The sequence below is a fragment of the Stenotrophomonas sp. YJH_SMC_20 genome (assembly GCF_059367845.1).
The window spans coordinates 1-20,424 of sequence record NZ_JCAFRG010000002.1; the positions used below are offsets into that span (position 1 = coordinate 1).

17 protein-coding genes are annotated in these 20,424 nt (G+C 68.2%); all 17 read right to left on the reverse strand.

Annotated elements, in window-relative coordinates; genetic code table 11:
- The coding region (locus AC5P6A_RS03345) for a HAMP domain-containing methyl-accepting chemotaxis protein (protein ID WP_495222230.1) at positions 1-1,563 on the reverse strand (1,563 nt) is incomplete at its 3' end.
- A 387-nt stretch (positions 1,564-1,950) separates the two neighbouring features.
- Positions 1,951-3,939 (reverse strand): chemotaxis protein CheA, encoded by a 1,989-nt coding sequence (locus AC5P6A_RS03350; protein ID WP_171953137.1) that lies wholly within the window; start codon positions 3,937-3,939, stop codon positions 1,951-1,953.
- Positions 3,940-3,984: 45 nt separating this feature from the next.
- Positions 3,985-4,350 (reverse strand): response regulator, encoded by a 366-nt coding sequence (locus AC5P6A_RS03355; RefSeq protein WP_005409521.1) that lies wholly within the window; start codon positions 4,348-4,350, stop codon positions 3,985-3,987.
- Positions 4,347-4,655, reverse strand: coding sequence for an STAS domain-containing protein (locus AC5P6A_RS03360; RefSeq protein WP_019659587.1), 309 nt, complete (start codon positions 4,653-4,655; stop codon positions 4,347-4,349). The genes AC5P6A_RS03355 and AC5P6A_RS03360 overlap by 4 nt, the downstream gene beginning before the upstream one ends.
- Positions 4,656-4,767: 112 nt before the next feature.
- Positions 4,768-5,979, reverse strand: coding sequence for a chemotaxis protein CheW (locus AC5P6A_RS03365; RefSeq protein WP_346714806.1), 1,212 nt, complete (start codon positions 5,977-5,979; stop codon positions 4,768-4,770).
- Positions 5,976-6,758: a ParA family protein gene (locus AC5P6A_RS03370; RefSeq protein WP_346714807.1), complete on the reverse strand. Its 783-nt coding sequence runs from the start codon at positions 6,756-6,758 to the stop codon at positions 5,976-5,978. Before AC5P6A_RS03370 ends, AC5P6A_RS03365 begins: the two co-directional genes overlap by 4 nt.
- Positions 6,759-6,762: 4 nt before the next feature.
- Complete coding sequence (gene motD / locus AC5P6A_RS03375) at positions 6,763-7,779, reverse strand: flagellar motor protein MotD (protein ID WP_429001269.1); 1,017 nt, start codon at positions 7,777-7,779, stop codon at positions 6,763-6,765.
- Position 7,780: 1 nt separating this feature from the next.
- Complete coding sequence (locus AC5P6A_RS03380; RefSeq protein ID WP_010482457.1) at positions 7,781-8,521, reverse strand: flagellar motor protein; 741 nt, start codon at positions 8,519-8,521, stop codon at positions 7,781-7,783.
- Between the two features lie 103 nt (positions 8,522-8,624).
- The gene (locus AC5P6A_RS03385) at positions 8,625-10,457 is read right to left on the reverse strand and encodes a chemotaxis protein CheA (protein WP_026346971.1); all 1,833 of its coding nucleotides are present in this window, start codon (positions 10,455-10,457) and stop codon (positions 8,625-8,627) included.
- Between the two features lie 2 nt (positions 10,458-10,459).
- On the reverse strand, positions 10,460-11,065 hold the full coding sequence (locus AC5P6A_RS03390; RefSeq protein WP_019659591.1) for a protein phosphatase CheZ: 606 nt from the start codon (positions 11,063-11,065) through the stop codon (positions 10,460-10,462).
- The gene (cheY, locus tag AC5P6A_RS03395) at positions 11,065-11,457 is read right to left on the reverse strand and encodes a chemotaxis response regulator CheY (protein WP_019659592.1); all 393 of its coding nucleotides are present in this window, start codon (positions 11,455-11,457) and stop codon (positions 11,065-11,067) included. Before cheY ends, AC5P6A_RS03390 begins: the two co-directional genes overlap by 1 nt.
- Before the next feature lie 57 nt (positions 11,458-11,514).
- Positions 11,515-12,258 (reverse strand): RNA polymerase sigma factor FliA, encoded by a 744-nt coding sequence (locus AC5P6A_RS03400; protein WP_019659593.1) that lies wholly within the window; start codon positions 12,256-12,258, stop codon positions 11,515-11,517.
- Positions 12,255-13,142: a MinD/ParA family ATP-binding protein gene (locus AC5P6A_RS03405; protein ID WP_005409532.1), complete on the reverse strand. Its 888-nt coding sequence runs from the start codon at positions 13,140-13,142 to the stop codon at positions 12,255-12,257. Before AC5P6A_RS03405 ends, AC5P6A_RS03400 begins: the two co-directional genes overlap by 4 nt.
- The gene (flhF, locus tag AC5P6A_RS03410) at positions 13,129-14,745 is read right to left on the reverse strand and encodes a flagellar biosynthesis GTPase FlhF (RefSeq protein WP_346714809.1); all 1,617 of its coding nucleotides are present in this window, start codon (positions 14,743-14,745) and stop codon (positions 13,129-13,131) included. Before flhF ends, AC5P6A_RS03405 begins: the two co-directional genes overlap by 14 nt.
- A gap of 145 nt (positions 14,746-14,890) precedes the next feature.
- On the reverse strand, positions 14,891-16,951 hold the full coding sequence (gene flhA / locus AC5P6A_RS03415) for a flagellar biosynthesis protein FlhA (protein ID WP_180832666.1): 2,061 nt from the start codon (positions 16,949-16,951) through the stop codon (positions 14,891-14,893).
- Positions 16,952-16,995: 44 nt separating this feature from the next.
- Positions 16,996-18,126 carry a flagellar biosynthesis protein FlhB gene (gene flhB, locus AC5P6A_RS03420; protein ID WP_346474971.1) on the reverse strand — a complete coding sequence of 377 codons (1,131 nt, stop codon included), beginning with the start codon at positions 18,124-18,126 and terminating at the stop codon, positions 16,996-16,998.
- A gap of 158 nt (positions 18,127-18,284) precedes the next feature.
- Positions 18,285-20,420 carry a putative bifunctional diguanylate cyclase/phosphodiesterase gene (locus AC5P6A_RS03425; RefSeq protein WP_227845106.1) on the reverse strand — a complete coding sequence of 712 codons (2,136 nt, stop codon included), beginning with the start codon at positions 20,418-20,420 and terminating at the stop codon, positions 18,285-18,287.
- Positions 20,421-20,424: the final 4 nt, after the last annotated feature.

Here is a 20,424-nt window from a genome sequence, read left to right on the forward strand (position 1 = left end):
CACCTCACCGCCCTGCGAGGCGACGCCATGGGCGCCGATGGCGAGCTGGTTGGCCTGGCGGGCGTGTTCGGCGTTCTGGCGCACGGTGGAGGTCAGTTCCTCCATCGAGGCGGCGGTTTCCTCCAGGTTGGCGGCCTGCTGCTCGGTACGGCGCGACAGGTCGCTGTTGCCGGACGCGATCTCGCCAGCGGCGAGGGTGATGCTGGAGGCACTGGCCTGGATCTGGCTGACGATCTGGGTCAGCTGTGCGACGGTGGTGTTGGCGTCGTTGCGCATGCGCGCGAACACGCCGTTGAACTGGCCGTCCATGCGTGCGGTCAGGTCGCCGGCGGCGATCGACTGCAGCAGCTGCGAGAGCTGGCCGAGGTTGCCGTCGGCGACCTGCATCATGCTGTTGAGCTGCTCGATCATCACGCGGAAATCGTGATCGAAGCGCTGCGCGTCACCGCGCTGGCTGAAGTCGCCCGCAGCGGCGGCCGAGGCCAGGTGCTGGATCTGCGTATTGATGGCCAGCAGGCTGGCCTTGGCGGCGTCCATCGATTCGTGCAGGATCGCGCGGCTGCCGGGCAGGCGGCGGGCGTCCGGAGCAAGGTTGCCGATGGCGTACTGGTTGAGCACTTCGATGGCATCGACGATCGCATCGAGGTGTTCGAAGATCACCGTGTTGATGCCGCTGGCCAGCTGGCCGTAGACGCCCGGGAAGTCTTCCGGAATACGGTGGCTGATGTCCGGGCCGGCATGCATCTGTGCCATCAGTTGCGTCTGCTCGCTGAAACGGCGCAGCATTGCGGTCATTTCGGCCGTGGCCGTAAGCATCCTGCCGGCTTCGTCCCTGCTGGTGGCCTGGGTGCTGACGCTGAGATCGCCGCGGGCGACCGCCTGGATGGCATGCACGGCCTTGCCCAGCGGGCCGGTGACCGCGCGCGAGATGACGATGGCCAGCGCGGCGGCCACCAGCGACAGCAGGATGATGCAGCCGATGATGGCGATCATGCTGTTGCGATGGGTGGCGTTGGCGTCGGCGATCTTGCCGTCCATCTGCCCGGCGATATGGGCGCCCAGTGCCTTCATCGCAGCGAACAGGTCGCGGCGCGCCGGGCGTGACTGCTCGTCGGAGATCTGCCGCGCCAGGACGCCGTCGCCGGCGGTCACGGCGTCGCGCATCGCCTTGTTGGCGGCGAAGTAGCGATCCAGTTGCGCGCTGGCTGCGCGATACAGTTCACGCTCCTTGTCCAGCGCCGGCAGCGCCGCGTACGCCGCCAGTTCGTCATGTACGGCCTTGGCGGTGTCGTCCATGCGCTTGTTGTAGTCGGCCACCTTTTCCGGCTGGTCGAGCATGCTCAGCTGGGCCAGTTCGTAGGTGCGGAACTCCCCGAGCTGCGAGCGCGCCTCGCCCAGGTGCTGGACCGAGGGGATATCGTTGCCAGCCATGTCGCGTAGCTGCGCGTTGGCTTCGCTCAGTCGCAGCAGGGCGAACGCGCCGAGGATCAGGGTCATCAACGTGGTGAGGGTGAACCCCACAGCCAGCTTGCGGGCGATGGGCAGATCTTGGAACCACTTCATGCAGGGTGCTCCAGGTGGGCAGAGTGCCGGCGTCTGTGCGCCGGTTTGGGGGTGGTTGCAGAGCGAACGGTGGTTCCCGGTGGGGTTCGGTGACGGCCGTCAATGCGAAATAGCGGCGCAGTCTCGATGGACTTTATGGACGCAGATCACATTCGGATGCGTAGGGAGGGCAGCACGGAAGCGTTGCAGCGACGCGGTTTTCGATTGGATGAAGTGGTTGCGACAGCAACTAGCGTGCCGACGGAGTTCACGATTTGGTTTCGGGGAGCCGTCCCGCAGTCAGATTCCGTTCCTGCGGAAGGGGAATCTGACCCCCCTGGCAGGCCGAACACAAACGAAAACCGCCGCCCCGAGGGGCGGCGGTCCATGGTTCGCATGCAGCGTGGATCAGGCCGCCTGCGGCATCCGCAGCGAGCGCACCAACCCACCGATGTCGACGATCAGCGCGACCCGGCCGTCGCCGAGGATGGTGGCGCCGGATACTCCGCCGATGCGGCGGTAGTTGTTCTCGATGTTCTTCACCACGACCTGCTGCTGGCCGACCAGTTCGTCCACCTCCAGCGCGATCTTCTGGCCATCACCTTCGACCACCACCACCAGCGATTCGCTGCCGGGTGCGCGGTTGCCGTAGCCGTAGTACTCGCTCAGCGAGAGGATCGGCAGGTACTCGCCACGCACGCGCAGCACGCGGCCCTCGCCGGCCATGCTGCGGATGTCCTCGGCCTGCGGCTGCAGCGCCTCCAGCACGTACGCCAGGGGCAGGATCAGGGTTTCGCCGGCCACTGCTACGGTCATGCCATCGAGGATGGCCAGGGTCAGCGGCAGGCGGATCAGCGTGCGGGTGCCGGTACCGAGGCTGCTTTCGATCTGCACCTCGCCGCCCAGTGCCTGGATGTTCCGGCGGACCACGTCCATGCCGACACCACGCCCGGACAGGTCGGTGACCGCATCGGCCGTGGAGAAGCCTGGCTGGAAGATCAGGTCCCAGACCTGCGAATCGGTCGGGTTGTCCGGCACGGCCAGGCCGCGTTCGTGAGCCTTGGCCAGGATCTTGGCGCGGTCCAGGCCACGGCCATCGTCGCTGACTTCGATGACGATATGGCCGCCCTGATGCGAGGCCGCCAGGGTGATCGTGCCGGTCTCGTCCTTGCCTGCACCGCGGCGCACGTCGGGCATTTCCAGGCCGTGGTCGATCGAGTTGCGCACCAGGTGCACCAGCGGATCGGCGATCTTCTCGATCAGGCCCTTGTCCAGCTCGGTACCTTCGCCGACGGTGCGCAGGCGCACCTGCTTGCCGAGGCGGCTGGACAGGTCGCGGACCAGGCGCGGGAAACGGCGGAACACCGCATCGACCGGCAGCATGCGCACGCCGATTACCGCTTCCTGCAGGTCGCGGGTGTTGCGTTCAAGCTGGTCCAGGCCGGCGAACAGGCTTTCGGCGTGGACCGGGTCCAGTGCGTGCGAGACCTGCTTGAGCATGGCCTGGGTGATGACCAGTTCGCCGACCAGGTTGATCAGCGCATCGACCTTGTCGACGCTGACGCGGATCGAGGTTTCCGCTTCCTGGTTGGCGCCGCCACTGGCGGCTGGCGCGGCAGGTGCCGACGGCGCCGCTGCCACCGGAGCGGGGGCAGCTGCGGCCGGGGCCTGGGTGGCCAGGCTTGGCGGCGCGGCCGGACGGATGTCCAGTTCGCAGTCGTCCAGCACCCAGGCGAAGGTGTCTTCGATCTTGCTGCGCGGCACCTTGCCGACCAGGCCCAGATCCCACGCCAGGTGGGCCTCCAACGGGTCGAGCTGGGCGAAGCCGGGCAGGCGTTCCATGCGCGCGGCGACCTGCAGCGAGCCGAGGTGTTCCAGCTCGCGGATGATGCGCAGCGGGTCGTTGCCGCTCATGAACAGCGACGGCGCCGGAGTGAATCCGATCTGCCAGGCTTCGGGGGTATCGTCCACCTTGGCCGCTGTCGCGACCGGAGCGCTCGATGCGGCCTGGCCGGAGAGAACGGCTTCCAGGCGCGCCTTCACTGCGGCGACAGCGGCGGGGTCGGCAGCCTGGCCGTGTTCGGCTTCGCGCAGCAGGGCGCGAAGCACGTCCACCGAAGACAGCATGGCGTCGACGGCATGGCCTTCCAGCGCCCGCTTGCCGGCACGCAGCTCATCGAGCAGCGTTTCCAGCACGTGGGTCAGGCCGGCGATGGCATCGAAGCCGAAGGTGCCGGCGCCGCCCTTGATCGAATGGGCGGCGCGGAACACCGAATTGATGATCTCCGCGTCCTGCTGTCCCGATTCCAGGGCCAGCAGGCCAGCCTCCATCGCGTCGAGGCCTTCGCGGCTCTCCTCGAAGAAGGTGGCGTGGAAGCGTTGCAGGTCCATGCTCATGGCAGTGGCGGTCCGGAAGCGAAGAAGGGGAGCGGTGCGGGGCGATCAGCCCAGCACTTTCTGCACGGTGGCGACCAGCTGTTCGGGATTGAACGGCTTGACCAGCCAGCCGGTGGCACCGGCGGCCTTGCCTTCGGACTTCTTGTCGGCGGCCGATTCGGTGGTCAGCATCAGCAGCGGGGTGAACTTGTAGTCCGGCAGCTGGCGCAGTTCGCGGATCAGCGCGATGCCGTCCATGTTCGGCATGTTGACGTCGGTGACCACCGCGTTGAAGCGCTGGCCCTTGGCGCGACCGAGCGCGACCGCGCCGTCTTCGGCTTCTTCGACGGCAAAACCGGCCGAGGTGAGGGCGAAGGAAACCATCTGGCGCATCGACGCCGAATCGTCCACCACCAAGATACGTGCGCTCATGCAGCGTTCTCCACAGATTTCAGGTTGTCATGGGTTGCGTCCAGGCCCAGGGCCTGGGTGACGCCCAGCAGGCGCGCGGCGTCACGGAAGGTTGCGGTGCAACCGTGGAAGCCGGTGCCCAGGCCGGCCTCGCGGCGGGCCTGCACGAATGCACACAGCACCTGCACGGCGGCCGTGTGGATGCGGGCGACCTGGCTTGCATCCAGGGTCAGCTCGCCTGCCTGCGCCACCAGCGGGGCGAGGCGGTTCTTGAGCTCGGTGCTGCTCTCGATGCCGAGATCCCCACCCAGTTCGACAGTGCTCATCGTTGCTCCGGACAAACGGTTCCGTGATCCATAACGGCACCCCGGCAGGGTTCTTTAGGGGAATCGACGCGTTGCGTCCCCGACAGGCACCGCGTCGGCGCAAAGCGCCGACTCAACTCAACAGCCGTGTGGCGTCGAGCAGGATCATCGGACGCTGGCTGACCCGGGCGACGCCACGGAACAGGTCGTTGGAAATCTGGCAGATGCGCGCGGTATCAGGCGGCTCGATCTGCGAGTCGGTAAGGTTGGCGACATCTTCCACCGCCGATACGCGCAGGCCGATGGTCTCGCCGTCTTCCTCCAGCACCACGATGCGGGTCTGCGAATCGTCTTCGGCAGCGGCCGCACCCAGGTGCAGGCCGAGATCCATCACCGGTACCACCTGGCCCCGAAGGTTCATGATGCCGAGCATCGCTGGTGCGGTGCCGCGCAATGGCAGCAGGGGAACTGGCAGCACCACTTCCTGCACCTTCAGCAGTTCCAGCGCATAAGCCTGGGCGCCGCAACGCAGGCGCAGCCAGCGCGAGGTGCGCTCGCCGGCGCGGCGGTTCTGCGGATGCGGGCTGCTGGCGGGCTGGAGAGCCTGTGCCTGCAGTTCCTGCCAGGTGCCGGGACGGTTGGTGGCCGGGGCATCCACGGCAACGCGGGGCGGCGGCGCGACGGCAGCGGGCGCAGCCGGGGCAGGCGCGGGCGCAGGGCGCGGCGCCGGGGGCGCTACCACGGCCGGGGGCGGCGTGGGGACATCCGCGCCGCCGGCAGCGGCCTCGAACGCTGCCTGCAGGCCGGGGCTGTCAGTGTGGGCGAGGTGATGGCTGTCGGCCGCGTCGGTCTCGTAGATCACTTCGTCGGGCAGGTCGTCCCAGGTGGGCTCCGGGCCGGCCTTGGCCGGGGCCGTCTCGTGGATCACCTCGTCAGGCAGATCATCCCAGGTCGGTTCCCGCTCGGGAGCGGCGACCGGCATTGCGGCGGCCTCGAAGGCGGCCTCCAGTGCTGCGTCGTCCTCTGCCGGTGCAACGGCAACAGTCTCCGTTTCGTAGATCACCTCGGCAGGCAGATCGTCCCAGGTGGGTTCGCGCCCGGCCGTTGCGGCGGTCTCGAAGGCGGCTTCGAGCGCGGCGTTGTCCGCGGCAGGCGCCGCGGCGACGGTGTCGGTTTCGTAGATCACCTCGGCCGGCAGGTCATCCCAGGTCGGCTCATGTTCCGGTTGCGATATGCTGGCCGGGGCCGGGGCGACGCTGTCCGGCGTTGGAAGCACGACGGCCGGAGCGATCGCTTCGCCCAGCAGTTCGTCCAGATAGTCGTCCAGTACGCCGGTGCTGTTCATGCGGCCTGCTCCAGGGCGCGGGCATCCTCACCGAGGATCCAGTTCAGTGCGCGGCGATAGGCGGCCAGGCCGCGGCCCGGGTACTCCTCACCAACGCTGGGCAGGGTCAGGCCTGCGGCATTGCTGATGCGGGTGTCGATCGGAATGGCGTCTTCCCACACGCGGGTGCCATGGCGATCCTGCATGGTGCGCAGCGACTCGTTGCCGGCGCGGGTGCGGCGGTCGAACAGGGTCGGCAGGATCGAGATCGGCAGCGAGCGGCGGCGCGAGCGCTCGACCATCTCGCCGGTGCGGACCATGCCGTCCAGGCCATGCAGGGCCAGCGGCTCGGCCTGGGTGGGGATGATCAGGCGGTCGGCAGCGGCCAGCGCGTTGATCATCAACAGGCCAAGGGTGGGGGCACAGTCCAGCAGGATGTAGTCGTGCTGGCCCTGGTGGCGCGCCAGTGCGTTCTGCAGGGCCAGGCCGAGGCCGGGCTGGTTGGCGCTGCGGCGCTCCAGCGTGGCCAGCGCCGACTGCGCGCAGACATAGTCCAGGCCTTGGATGCTGCTGGCATGGCACAGGCTGGAAAGATCGGCCGGCGGAGCGCCGAACAGTTCCAGCACGCCGGCCGGCGGCGGATCGACCGGTACGCCGAAGGCGCGGCTGAGCGAGGCGTGCGGATCGAGATCGATCAGCAGCACGCGATGGCCCAGCGCGGCCAGGCCGCGGCCGAGGGCGAGGGTGGTGGTGGTCTTGCCGACTCCGCCCTTCTGGTTGGCGATTGCCCAGATGCGCATCGGTTTACTCCTTCATTGCCGGGGGAACGGCGGCGCCGACGCGGCTGCCAGCCCGCACCGGCGGCAACTTCACCGGTGCGATGGGGGAGGTGGGGGCGCTGGCCGGAGTTGCGGCGGCTTGTTCGGTGGTGCTGTTGTCGACGGCGCCGGTGGCCGCATTGAGGCGCTGGCCGAGCGGATCCACCGAATGTGAGGTGTCGGCCAGGATGATGACCATCACCCGGCGGTTGCGGTTGCGCCCCTGCGCGCTGTCGTTCTCTTCGCGCGGACGAAACTGGCCATAGCCGACCATCGCCAGCCGCGACGGCTGCACGCCCTGGTCGGCGAACAGGTGCACCACGCTGGCCGCGCGGCCGGCCGACAGTTCCCAGTTCGAAGGGAAGGTGGCGGTGGCGATCGGCACGTTGTCGGTGTGGCCTTCCACGCGCACGCTGTTGGGCACGTCACGCAGCACCTCGGCCAGGCTGGCCAGCGTCTGCCGTGCATGCACGTCCAGCGCGGCCGAGCCGGTGGGGAACAGGATGTCGCTGTTGATCTCCACTTCAATCCACAACTCGGTGCGGCGCACGCTGATCATGCCGCGGTCGATCAGCGGCGCCAATGCAGCGGTGAGGCGGTCGGCGATGCTGTTGAGCTGGCGCTCGGCACGGGCGATCTGTTCCTGGTTGTGCACGGAGACCGGCATGCGCATCTGCGAGGCCATCGACGGCAGCAGGGTCGGGTCGTGCGACGGCGCCGGCGCGGAGGGTCCGATCTTGGTGCCGGACTTGATCACCGAAGGGCTGTCCCAGCCGCCACCCTGCACCTGCTTGTTCCCCACCTGCACCGGGTTGATGGTGCGCGGTGCGCCACCGAAGGCATCGGTGAGCGCGTCGGCCATGATCCGGTACTTGCCCTCGTTGACCGAGGAGATCGCGTACATGACCACGAAGAAGGCGAGCAGCAGCGTCATCAGGTCGGCATAGGGGATCGCCCATGCTTCATGGTTGGCGTGCTCTTCGTGGTGCTTGCGGCGGGCCATGTCAGTGCAGGAAGCCGGAAAGGTTGGTTTCGATGTTGCGCGGGTTCTCGCCCTGGGCGATCGAGATCAGCCCTTCAATGACCATTTCGCGGTCGCGGGTGTTGTGCGAGATCACACTCTTGAGCTTGGCAGCCACCGGCAGGAACAGCAGGTTGGCCGAGGCGATGCCGTAGATGGTGGCGGTGAACGCGGCGGCGATGCCGTGGCCGAGCTTGCTCGGGTCGGCCAGGTTCTTCATCACCGCGATCAGGCCGAGCACGGCGCCGATGATGCCGAGGGTCGGGGCGTAGATGCCCATCGCTTCGAAGACCTTGGCGCCGGCCTGGTCCTGGTGTTCCTGGCTGCCCAGTTCGATTTCCAGCATGTGCCGCATCGATTCGGGCTCGACGCCGTCCACCAGAAGCTGCAGGCCCTTGCGCAGGAACGGGTCCTGCTGCGCTTCCACCTGCGATTCCAGGCCCAGCAGGCCCTGGCGGCGGGCGATGTTGCTCCACTCGACGATCTGCTGGATCAGTTCACGGCGATCGCTGTGTGGCGGGCGTACGACCCAGCGCACGATCTTGAACGCATGCTTGAACACCGCCGGCGAGGTATGCAGCAGGATCGCGGCGACGGTGCCGACGATGACGATCACGAACGCCGCAGGCGACCACAACGACGCCAGGCCGGCGCCCTTGAGGATGCTGCCGCCGACCAGCGAGGCCAGGGCGAGAAAGAGTCCAATGAGGCTGAGTCTATCCATGGTTCCGGTATCGGCGTGTATGAATGGGACTTGAGACACCGGTAGATCGCGTACAGACGGTAGTCACAGTTTTTCGGGTTGCCGGGCATGGCCCTGGCGGGGTTCAACGCAGCCCGTCCACGTCCAGGATCAGGGCCATGCGACCATCGCCGATCAAGGTTGCACCGGCATAACCGCGCAGGCCGCGCAGGGCCTTCGGCAGTGGCTTGATGACCACTTCCTCACGCCCGCGCACCTGGTCCACGACCAGCCCGAAGCGGGCTTCGCCGGCCTGCAGCACCACGATGGTCAGCAGGGTTGACGCGGCCGGTGTCACATCCAGCCACTGGCGCAGGTCGACCAGCGGCAGGGTGTGCGAGCGGCGATCAAGCACGGCGCGGCCATCGAACCAGCCCAGCGAGGTGCGCGGCGCGTGCAGCACTTCCATCACGCGTGCCAGGGGTAGCGCGTAGACGTCCTCGCCGGCCTGCACCAGCAGGGTCGGCAGGATCGCCAGGGTGAGCGGCACGCGGATCAGGAAGCGGCTGCCACGACCCAGTTCCGACTGGATCTGGATCTGGCCGCTCAGTTCGCGGATGCGCGACTGCACCACGTCCATGCCGACGCCACGGCCGGAGATATCGGTGACCTGCTGCTTGGTCGAGAAGCCCGGCAGGAACACCAGGTGCAGGCACTCCTCGCTGCTCAGGCGGGCGGCGGCTTCCGGATCGATCAGGCCCTTCTCGCGCGCCTTGGCGCGCAGCTTCTCCGGGTCGATGCCGGCGCCATCGTCCTGCACCTCGATGCTGACGTAGTCGCCTTCCTGCTGCGCCGACAGGCGTACATGGCCCATCCGCGGCTTGCCTTGTGCTTCGCGCAGGTCGGGCATTTCCACGCCATGGTCGATGGCGTTGCGGACCAGGTGCACCAGCGGGTCGGCCAGGGCCTCGACCAGGTTGCGGTCGAGCTCGGTCTCGGCACCGATCAGCTCCAGGTCCACTTCCTTCTTCAGCGAGCGGGCAACGTCGCGGGCGACCTTGGGGAACCGCGAGAACACCTTGCCCACCGGCTGCATGCGGGTGCGCATCACCGCCGATTGCAGGCGCGCGGTGGCGATATCCAGCGTCGACACGGCGCGGTCCAGCTCTTCATCGCGCAGGCGTGCACGCAGGGTCTTGAGCCGATTGCGCGACAGCACCAGTTCGCCGATCAGGTTGACGATCGCGTCCAGGCGTTTGGTATCAACGCGCACCGTGTGTTCGGCCTCGGCCAGCGGCTTGGCCGCCGGCTTGGCCACGGGTGCCGGTGCAGCGACCGGGCGCGGCGCGGGCGCCGGCGCCGGTGCCAGGACTGCAGCAGGCTTGGCACCCGGTGCGGCGCCACCGTGCAACTGGTCGAGCAGGGCTTCGAACTCGTCCTCGCTGATCAGGCCGTCGTCGGCTTTTTTTGCCGGCGCGATCGCAGTCGGAGCATTGCCACCGTGCAGCTGGTCGAGCAGCGCCTCGAATTCGTCGTCGGTGATCAGGTCGCTGCCCCCCGCGGCGGGTGCTGCGGCGGCGGCGGGCGCAGCCACGGCACCCCCGTGCACGTCGAACTGGGCGATCAGGTCCGGCGGCGCATAGCCCGGCTCGGTGCCGGACGACACGGCGTCCAGCATCGACTGCAGGTAATCCAGTGATTGCTGGGCCGCGTCGAAGTGGTGGGCCTGCAGCACGGCCTGGCCGGCGCGCGCCGCGCCCAGCGCCTCCTCAGCGGCGTGGCACAGCTCGACCATGGCAGTGACGCCGAGGAAGCCGGCGCCGCCCTTGAGCGTGTGGTAGCCGCGGAACACCGCATTGAGCTGGTCGCTGTCCTGCGGTGCCTGCTCCAGCGACACCAGCTGTTCGCCGAGGCGGTCCAGGATCTCCTGCGCCTCGATGATGAAATCGGCAGTGATGTCGTCGGATACCGCGCTCATGCTTACAGCCCCAGATCCGACAACAGGTCGTCGGCGTCGTTCTGCGAGACCGCGTGGCGGTCCAGTCCCTTCAGTGCCGGCCCGGCCAGTGCCGGGTCGGTGCGATGCTGTTCCGGCGGCAGGCCGAGTGCGCCGAAGCCCTCGTGCACGCGGCGGACGATGCCGACCACGCGACGGATGATCTGCCCGGTCAGGTCCTGGTAGCTCTGGGTCAGGGCGATCTCGGTCAGGTTGTGGCGGATGCGCTCGAGCTGCGCGTCCTGGCCTGGCTGCAGGCCTTCGGCACGCAGCTGTTCGGTCAGGCTGCGGCATTCCTCGGCCAGGTCCAAGGTGCGGTGGGTGGCCTGTTCGGTCATCGCCACCACGTGGTCCAGGCGCGCGCAGGCGTCATCCAGCTCACCGGCCTCGCTGGGCACGGTCGGCAGTTCACCCAGCGCCTGTCCCAGCTCGCGGGCCAGCCGCGACAGGCCGCTCATCATCGGCTGCGTGCGCAGCGCGACCAGTCCGTCGATGCGTTGCCGCCAGGCAGCTTCGTCACCGGACTCCAGTGCGTCCAGGGCTTCCTGCAGGCGCAGGGCCAGGGCGTTCTTGTCGACCGTGGTATCCATCAGGCGCTGGCCGCCAGGCGTTCGAAGATCTTGCCGAGCTTTTCTTCCAGCGTCTGCGCGGTGAAGGGCTTGATGATGTAGCCGTTCACGCCGTTCTGGGCGGCTTCGATGATCTGTTCGCGCTTGGCTTCGGCAGTGACCATCAGCACTGGCAGGGTCTTCAGCTTGGCATCGGCGCGGATCGCCTTGAGCAGCTCGATGCCGGTCATCACCGGCATGTTCCAGTCGGTGACGACGAAATCGAACGACTGGCTCTGCAGCAGCGACAGCGCGGCATGCCCGTCCTCGGCTTCGGCGGTATTGGTGAAGCCAAGATCGCCCAGCAGGTTCTTGACGATGCGACGCATGGTCGAGAAGTCGTCGACGATCAGGATGCGCATGTTCTTGTTCAAAGCAGAGTTCCTTTGTTGTTCATTCCGGGTGGCCGGGGGCAGCCGCCTCGGGCATGTTCACTCTTCCAGGCCGGCGTCGGCCGCCTCGAAAATCTTCAATCGTCCACGCAGGCGCAGCACGGCCTGGCCGTGTATCTGGCAGACCCGCGACTCGCTCACGCCGAGCACCGCGCCGATCTCCTTCAGGTTCAGTTCCTGCTCGTAATAGAGCGAGAGCACCAGCTGTTCGCGCTCGGGCAGGTGGCCGATGGCCTTGCCCAGCTCGCGGCCGAACTCGCCGCGCTCCAGCACCTGCTGCGGCGTCGGGCCGCCCTGGGCGACGGTATCCAGCTCGCCCTGGTCCTCGATGCGTGACTCCAGGCTCAGCACCTGGCCACGCGCGGCGTCTTCCATCAGCCGCAGGTATTCGGGCAGCGGCATCTCCATCGCGGCGGCCACTTCGGTGGCGCTGGCGGCACGGCCGGTGCTCTGTTCCAGGCGGCGGATGGTGGCAGCGGCGTCGCGTGCGCGGCGATGCACCGAGCGCGGCACCCAGTCGCCACGGCGGATCTCGTCGATCATCGAACCGCGGATGCGGATCGAGGCGTAGGTCTCGAACGAGGCGCCCTGGTCGGCGTCGTAGCTGCGCGACGCTTCGATCAGCCCCATCATGCCGGCCTGGATCAGGTCGTCCACCTCCACGCTCGCCGGCAGGCGTGCGGCCAGGTGGTGGGCGATGCGCCGCACCAGGTCCGAGTGCTGGGAGATGACCTCGTTGGCCGCCGAGCGCTGGACCTCCCGGTACTGGGCTGCGCCTTTCATGCGGCCACCCCGCGCTGCTTGAGAATGCGCTCGAGGAAGAACTCGACGCCGCCACGCGGTTCGGTCGGCGCCTGCCAGCGTGCGGTGCGGCGCGCGATCTCGGTGATCGCCAGCGCGGCCGGGCTGGACGGGTAGGCCTTCACCACCGGTTGCTGGCGCTGCACCGACAGGCGCAGCCAGTCGTCCTGCGGCACGCAGCCCAGGTAGTTCAGCGAGACATCGGCGAGGAACTTCTCGCACACGCGGGTCAGCTTTTCGTACAGCACGCGGCCCTCGTTGGGGTCGCGCACCATGTTGGCCACCACCTGGATGCGGTCCACGCCGCGCTCGCGCGACAGCACCTTGATCAGTGCGTAGGCGTCGGTGATCGAGGCCGGTTCGTCACAGACCACCACCACGGTGTCCTGCGCGGCCTGGCAGAAGGTCAGCACGCCATCGGTGATGCCGGCGGCGGTGTCCACCACCATGATGTCCAGCTCGCGTTCCAGTTCGGAGAACACGTTGACCAGGCCGACGTGCTCGGCCGGGGCCAGCTCGGCCATGTGGCGGCGACCGGACGCGGCCGGGACCACCAGCACGCCGTTCGGGCCTTCGACGATGACGTCGTCCAGCGAGCAGCGGCCGGCCACCAGGTCGGCCAGCGTAAAGGTGGGGTTCAAGCCCAGGATCACGTCGATGTTGGCCAGGCCCAGGTCGGCGTCCAGCAGCAGCGTGCGCTTGCCCATGCCCGCCAGCGCCACAGCCAGGTTGGCCGAGACGTTGGTCTTGCCCACGCCGCCCTTGCCGCCGGTCACCGCGATGGTGCGCACAGGGCCGAGCGGCTCGCTGCGGGTGGCCGACAGCGGGAAGGTCTTGGTCAGCTTGGCGTACTCACGCGACGGCATGGTTCAACTCCGGGTTGCAGGGCATATCGGCCGCTCGGCGCAAATCTTCAAGGCGAAGTACGAGATTGGCTGCACTGGCCCTATGCAGGTCCTCCGGGACGTCCTGGCCATCGGTCACCCAGGTGATCGGCAGGGCGTGGTCCACCGCCACCGACAGGGCGTTGCCGAAGCGGCCGGTCTCGTCCAGCTTGCTCAGCACCAGACCCTGCAGGTTGGCGGCGCCGAAGCGGCGGACCACCTCGTCCATGTCGCCGAAGCTGGTATTGGCCGGCAGCACCAGCAGGGTGCGCACCTGGCGGGCGGCACGCAGCCACTGCAGCTGGGCGGCCAGCGCGCGGTCGCGCGGGCCCAGCCCGGCGGTGTCGATCAGCACCAGCTTGTAGTCCTTCAGGCGTTCCAGCAGCTGGTCCAGGTCGGTGCCGCTGTTGGCCTCGTGCACCGCGATGCCGAGCTGGCGGCCGTAGCCGTAGAGCTGCTCGCGGGCGCCGATGCGGGCGGTATCGGTGGTGACCAGGGCGACGTCACGCGGCGCGTGCTTCTCGGCGAATCGCGAGGCCAGCTTGGCGATGGTGGTGGTCTTGCCGGCGCCGGTCGGGCCGACCAGGGCGATCACGCCGCCTTCTTCCAGCGGGTCGACCGGGGCGATCGGAAGCTTGCGCGAGATCAGCCCCAGCATCAGGCCGCGGCCACGATGGGCTTCGGTCTCCAGCGGGATCTGCATGGCCACGTCGCGGGCCAGGCCGGCATCGAAGCCATATTCGTCCATCAGGTCCAACGCGGTGGCGCGCACCGGGCAGCCGCGCAGGCGCTCGTCGGTGAAGCGGTTCATCTCGCGCTCGATCACCTGGCGCATGCCGGCCACTTCCTGGCGCAACTGGCGGATCTCGGCGTCGTCCTGGGCGACCACCGTCAGCACCGGAGCCGGAGCCAGGGTGGGGGCCGGCGCGGTTTCGACAATGGCATCGGCCAACGCCGGTTCGCTGGCGGCGCTGGCCGGCTGCGCGTCGGCGACGGCAGCGGTCGGCAGCGGCGGCGGCTGCACGGCCGGCGCCACGCTTTCGTGATGCGCCTCGTGCGGCGGATCGATCTGGAAGCGGGCGCGGTTGGCCGGCACGGCGGCGGCCGGTGCAACGATGGCCTCGGCGAACGGCGCGAAGATCTGTTCCGGCAGCGCCGGTTCGTTGACGGCGGCACGCGCGAGGGTGGCCGCAAAGCCGGTGCTGCCGCGGGTCGGCACGATCTCGTCGGCGCTGTCCAGGGTGCGGCCGGTGGCGCCGACCGCGGCGCGGGCGAGGGCGGCCACCGCCGAGGTGGTGGCGGCGACCGGCTCCGGTGCCGGGGTGGCGCTGCGACGGCGGGTGACGGCGGCGATCACCGCATCGGCGGCGTTGCGCGGCTTGGGCGCCGGCGGCGGCGCCACCTCGCGGCGCGAGGCTTCCAGCGCACGCTGCACGGCGCTTTCATCGTAGTTGGCGGCGGCGACGATCTCGATGCCTTCCTCGATCCGGCGGTTGGACAGGATCACGGCATCAGGACCATGTTCCTTGCGCACCAGGTTCATGGCCGAACGCATGTCGGCGGCGACGAATCGTTTGATTTTCATGCTGTGGTCACGAGGCGAAGACGGCGGAGTGGCGGCCGGGGAACTCGGGTGGTCGGTGGTCTGCACGGTGCGGGTTCCCCTTGGTATCTGTCTGTTGCGTTGGTTCGAAGGTGGTGTCTGTTTTCTGGCGCGTCGGCGGGCGGCGTCAGCTGATCGTTCCGACCAGCTTCAGGCGCTTGTCCTCCGGCACCTCGCTGTAGGCCAGGACCGACAGCGACGGAACGCTGTGGCGGACCAGGCGTGCCAGCGCGGCTCGCACCGGGCCAGGTACCAGCACGACCGCGGGCTCGTTGCGGGCTTCCTGCTTGCTGACACATTCGGCCAGGCTCTGGTGCAGTCGCTCAGCGAGTCCGGGTTCCAGCGCGGCGCCGTTGCCCTGCGTGGACTCCTGCAAGACACGTTCCAATTGCGGGTTGAGGGTGAACACCGGCAGCTCCGCCGACATTCCGGCGATCTCCTGCACGATGAAGCGGCCCAAGGCGGTGCGCACGGCGGCGGTCAGCACGGCCGGGTCCTGGCTGCTGGGCGCATGTTCGACCAGTGCCTCGGCGATCTTGCGCAGCTGGCGGATCGGAATGCGCTCGACCAGCAGGTTCTGCAGCACGCGCACCACCGCCGACAGCGGCAGCGCCTTCGGCGTCAGATCTTCGACGAGCTTGGGCGCGCTCTTGGCCAGGTTGGCCAGCAGGTGTTGCACTTCCTCATGGCCGAGCAACTCAGGTGCGTGCTCGCGGATCAGGTGCGAAAGGTGGGTGGCGACCACGGTGGCCGGGTCGACCACCGTGTAGCCCAGCGTTTCGGCCTGAGCACGCTGGTGCGGTTGGATCCAGGTGGCATCTAGGCCGAACGCGGGGTCCTTGCCGGCGATGCCTTCCAGCGTGCCAAGCGCGCTGCCCGGGTCCAGCGCGAGCTCGCGGTCGGGGTGGATCTCGGCGGTGGCCACCGGCACGCCGTGCACCAGCACGCGGTAGCCGTTGGCGGGCAGTTCCAGGTTGTCGCGGATGTGTACCGATGGAATCAGGAAGCCGACATCCTGGGTCAGCTTGCGGCGCACGCCCTTGATGCGCGCCATCAGTTCGCCGCCCTGGTTGCTGTCCACCAGCGGAATCAGCCGGTAGCCGACCTCCAGGCCCAGCGGATCGACCGGGCGCAGTTCGTCCCAGCTCAGTTCGGCGGTGGGCGCCGGCGCGGCCGGGCGGCCGAGGGCGCTGAGCGCCGCCGGGTCCTTGCCCGTTGCGGCGGCATCGGCGGCCGGGGCCTGGGTCTTGCGGTACAGCTTCCAGGCAATGAAGCCGAGGATCGACGCCAGCGTCAGGAAAGCGACGTTGGGCATGCCCGGCACCAGGCCCACCAGGCCGATGATGCCGGCGGTGATCGCCAGCGCCCGGTATTGGCCAAACACCTGGCCGGTCATGGCCTGGGCCATGTCCTGCGAGCGCGAGGCGCGGGTGACCAGCATCGCCACCGCACTGGAGACCAGCAGCGCCGGCAGCTGGGCCACCAGGCCGTCACCGATCGACAACAGGGTGTAGGTGGCAGCGGCTTCACCGAAGGGCATGCCATGCTGCAGCACACCCACGGCCAGGCCGCCGAGCATGTTGATGAACAGGATCAGGATGCCGGCGATGGCGTCGCCGCGGATGAACTTGCTAGCACCGTCCATCGCACCGTAGAAGTCGGCTTCCTCGCGGACTTCTTCGCGGCGCAGCTTGGCTTCTTCACGCGTCAGCAAACCGGCGTTGAGGTCGGCGTCGATCGCCATCTGCTTGCCGGGCATCGCGTCGAGGATGAAGCGCGCGGTCACTTCCGAGACCCGGCCGGCGCCCTTGGTGATCACCACGAAGTTGATGATGGTGAGGATCGCGAACACCACGATGCCCACCGCGTAGTTGCCGCCGATCACGAATTCGCCGAAGGCGGCGATGACCTTGCCCGCGGCATCGTGGCCGTTCTGGCCGTTGAGCAGGATCACGCGGGTGGAGGCCACGTTCAGCGCCAGCCGCAGCATGGTGGTGATCAGCAGCACGATCGGGAAGATGGTGAAGTCCAGCGGGCGCTTCACGTAGACCACCGCCAGCAGCACCATCAGCGAGATGGCAATGTTGAAGGTGAACAGCGCATCGAGCACCGGCGCGGCCAGCGGCACCACGACCATGGCCAGCAGGGCCAGCACGATCAGCGGCGCGCCAAGACCCTGGCGGATCATTTCCAGGGCGCGGCGGGTGTTGAAGCCGGTGGAGGGCTGGGCGCTCACGGGCGGCCTCCCTTGCCGAATTCATCCACCTGGATGTGCGGGGCGTCCGGCATCGGGCCAGTGCGCCACGCGCGCAGCTGGTAGACGTAGGACAGGACCTGGGCGACGGCCGAATACAGTCTCACGGGGATTTCCTTTCCGAGTTGGCCCTCCCGATACAAGGCGCGTGCCAAAGGTGGGGCAGAGACGATCGCGACCTTGTTGCCGTCGGCCACTTCACGGATGCGCAGGGCGGTCTCGTCCACGCCCAGGGCGACCACGGTGGGGGCGTTCATGGCGCCGCCCTCATACTTCAGGGCCACCGCGTAGTGGGTGGGGTTGACCACCACCACGTCGGCGGTGGGTACCGCTTCCATCATCCGGCGGTTGGCCATCTGCTGCTGCAGCTGGCGGATGCGGCCCTTCACCTCGGGGCTGCCCTCGCTTTCCTTCATTTCCCGGCGCAGCTCTTCCCGGGTCATCTTCAGCTTGCGCATCCAGTTCCAGCGCTGGTATGGCGCGTCGATGGCGGCCAGCACCAGCATCGCGCCGGCGGTGGCCAGCAGCAGGCGCAGGGTGAAGCCGAGGCCGTCGGTGATGGCCGTCTCCAGCGGGTGGTGGATCAGGCCGCGCAGGGTGTCAAAGCCGGTCCAGACCACCAGCCCGGCGGCGACGCCGACGAAGGCCACGCGCAGCAACGATTTGGTGAATTCGGCAATGGCCTCCGGGCCATACAGGCGCTTGAACCCGCTCATCGGGTTCATGCGGTTGATGTCGGGTAGCAACGCCTTCTGCGACCAGCGCAGTCCGCCCATCACCAGCGGGGCGACGAAGCTGGCCAGCAGGCAGACCAGCACCAGCGGCGCGATCACCAGCATGAACTGCAGCAGCAGGTCGCCGAAGTGGCCGAACAGTTCCTTCGGGTTCTGCCGCAGGCTCTGTTCCGGGCTCAGCGCCTGCTTCATCCAGGCGCTGGCGCCGCGTCCGATCGAGCCACTCATGGCCATCACCGCCAGCACGCCGGCGCCGAACACGGCGGCCGTGCCGAGCTCACGCGAGCGCGGCAGGTTGCCCTGTTCGCGGGCGTCGCGCAGGCGTTTTTCGGTCGGTTGTTCGGTCTTTTCGCCGGCGGATTCGTTCTCGGACATCACGGGCACTGCGGCAGGGGTTGCCGGGGTGCGTGCAAGAACTGTTCCGTGATGGGGTGTTGCCTATCCACGCGCGGCGCGGATCCATTTGTAGAGCCGAGCCCATGCTCGGCTATGTTTGGATCGGGCGCGAAGAGCAGCCGAGCGCAGGCTCGGCTCTACAGGGGAGAGTTGTCGCTGGACGGTGGGCTCTGCGCCAGCTCTACCCGCGGCCGCGGCAGGTCGTGCAGCTGCATGAAGCGCGCCGCGTCGACCGGGCGACCGAGCAGGTAGCCCTGCAGGTAGTCGCAGCCCAGGCGCTCCAGGTAGGCGCGCTGGGCCGTGGTTTCCACGCCTTCGGCGACGATGTCCATGTCCAGCGCATGGCCCAGCGCCACGATCGCCGAGACGATCACCACGTCCTCTGCACTGTGTTCCAGGTCGCGCACGAACGCATGGTCGATCTTGATCTCGGTGGCCGGCAGCCGCTTCAGGTACAGCAGGCTGGAATAGCCAGTGCCGAAGTCATCGATGGATATGCCTACGCCCAGCGCCGACAGCGCCTGCAGCAGGCGCAGGCTGGTGTCGGTATCGCGCATCACCGTGCTTTCGGTGATTTCCAGCACCAGGTGGCGCGGAGCGATGTTGTGGCGTTCGATCATCGCGCGCACATCCTGCAGCAGGTGCGGCGAACTGAACTGCACCGGCGACAGGTTCACCGACATCGACCAGCCTTCGTGACCGGCATCGTGCCAGCGCCGCAGTTGCAGGCAGGCCTGGTCCAGCGCCCAGCGCCCGATCTCGTTGATCGCGCCGCTGCGCTCGGCCAGGCGGATGAACCGATCGGGCGGAATCAGGCCATGCTCCGGATGGTGCCAGCGGATCAACGCTTCGGCACCGGCCACCTTCTGCGTGGCCACGCGGATCTTGGGCTGGTAGTGCAGGAACAGCTGCTCGCTGCCAATGGCCCGGCGCAGGTCGGCCAGCAGCCGGAACTGTTGTTCGGCGCTGTCATTCATCCAGTCGGCGAACAGCACGAAGGCGTTGCGTCCGGATTCCTTGGCCTGGTACATCGCCGCATCGGCAAACGCCATCAGCTGTCGTTCGCTGGCAGCGTGGTCGGGGCAGATTGCCACGCCGATGCTGGCGGTTACCTGCAGTTCGTTGTCCGGCAGCAACGGGCCGCTGCCCACCGCCTGCAGGATGCGCCGGGCGAGGGTGGGCAGGTCCTCGTCGTGTTCGATGCGTACCACCAGCACGAACTCGTCACCGCCCAGTCGTGCCAGCATATCGTTGGGCCGCAGCAGCTGGCGGGTGCGCTCGGCCACCGCCACCAGCAGTGCATCGCCGGCCTGGTGGCCGTAGGCATCGTTGACCTGCTTGAAGCCGTCCAGGTCCATGAACATCACGGCGAAACGGCTGCCGCCCTGCTCGGCCTCGGCCAGTGACTGCACGATGCGACGCTGCAGCAGCAGGCGGTTGGGCAGGCGGGTGAGCGGATCATGCAGTGCGGCCTGGGTCAGTTCCTGCTGCGCATCGGTCAACGAGGTGCTCAGCATGGAGTTGCGCAGTCGCAGCAGCTGCGCCTCCACCCGCTGGTCCAGCCAGGACACCACCAGCACCACCGCGAGGATCGCCACGGACAGCACCACCACCAGCATGGCCAGCCATTCGCTGTGCAAGCCGTCGCCGACGGCTGCGCCGCAGATGCTGCCCTCCGGAAAGCGAGCGGCGGCCATGCCGGTGTAGTGCATGCCGACGATCGCCAGGCCGAGCAGCCCCGCCGCGGCCAAGCGGTCGCCGATACGGGTGCGCTGCCCACGCAGGCGGAACGCAACATACAGGGCTGTCCACGAGGCGGCGACCGCCACCATCAGTGATAGCAGCAGCCAGCCCGGGTCGTAGTCGATGCCTGGCTGCATGCGCATTGCGGCCATGCCGACGTAGTGCATGCCGGCGATGCCGGTGCCCATCAGCAGGGCACCGCCGGCCAGCCGTGGATGCGGCAGAGTACGCAGCGAGACCAGCCACAGTGCGAATACCGACGAAGCGATCGCCAAGGCCAGCGAGAGCAGGGTGATCGGCAGGTCGTAGCCGAGCGGAATGGGCAGATCGAAGGCGAGCATGCCGATGAAGTGCATCGACCAGATGCCCAGGCCCATGGCGAAGCCACCACCGAGGCGCCACCACCAGGCCGCGGCCTTGCCGGGCGCGGTAATCGTGCGCCCGGCCATTGCCAGTGCAGTGTAGGAAGCCATCACGGCTACCAGCAGCGAGATTGCGACCAGCCACGGGTTGTACGTGCCTACCAGCATTCGT

Bases quoted from the DNA above. Each gene is read 5' to 3' on its own strand.
- AC5P6A_RS03350 (WP_171953137.1), bottom strand. From the start codon at position 3,939: ATGAGCATGGACCTGCAACGCTTCCACGCCACCTTCTTCGAGGAGAGC.
- AC5P6A_RS03400 (WP_019659593.1), bottom strand. From the start codon at position 12,258: ATGAAAGGCGCAGCCCAGTACCGGGAGGTCCAGCGCTCGGCGGCCAAC.
- AC5P6A_RS03360 (WP_019659587.1), bottom strand. From the start codon at position 4,655: ATGAGCACTGTCGAACTGGGTGGGGATCTCGGCATCGAGAGCAGCACC.
- AC5P6A_RS03365 (WP_346714806.1), bottom strand. From the start codon at position 5,979: ATGAACAGCACCGGCGTACTGGACGACTATCTGGACGAACTGCTGGGC.
- flhF (WP_346714809.1), bottom strand. From the start codon at position 14,745: ATGAAAATCAAACGATTCGTCGCCGCCGACATGCGTTCGGCCATGAAC.
- flhB (WP_346474971.1), bottom strand. From the start codon at position 18,126: ATGTCCGAGAACGAATCCGCCGGCGAAAAGACCGAACAACCGACCGAA.
- motD (WP_429001269.1), bottom strand. From the start codon at position 7,779: ATGGCCCGCCGCAAGCACCACGAAGAGCACGCCAACCATGAAGCATGG.
- AC5P6A_RS03405 (WP_005409532.1), bottom strand. From the start codon at position 13,142: ATGCCGTCGCGTGAGTACGCCAAGCTGACCAAGACCTTCCCGCTGTCG.
- AC5P6A_RS03370 (WP_346714807.1), bottom strand. From the start codon at position 6,758: ATGCGCATCTGGGCAATCGCCAACCAGAAGGGCGGAGTCGGCAAGACC.
- AC5P6A_RS03380 (WP_010482457.1), bottom strand. From the start codon at position 8,521: ATGGATAGACTCAGCCTCATTGGACTCTTTCTCGCCCTGGCCTCGCTG.
- flhA (WP_180832666.1), bottom strand. From the start codon at position 16,951: ATGATCCGCCAGGGTCTTGGCGCGCCGCTGATCGTGCTGGCCCTGCTG.
- AC5P6A_RS03390 (WP_019659591.1), bottom strand. From the start codon at position 11,065: ATGGATACCACGGTCGACAAGAACGCCCTGGCCCTGCGCCTGCAGGAA.
- AC5P6A_RS03355 (WP_005409521.1), bottom strand. From the start codon at position 4,350: ATGAGCGCACGTATCTTGGTGGTGGACGATTCGGCGTCGATGCGCCAG.
- AC5P6A_RS03425 (WP_227845106.1), bottom strand. From the start codon at position 20,420: ATGCTGGTAGGCACGTACAACCCGTGGCTGGTCGCAATCTCGCTGCTG.
- AC5P6A_RS03385 (WP_026346971.1), bottom strand. From the start codon at position 10,457: ATGAGCGCGGTATCCGACGACATCACTGCCGATTTCATCATCGAGGCG.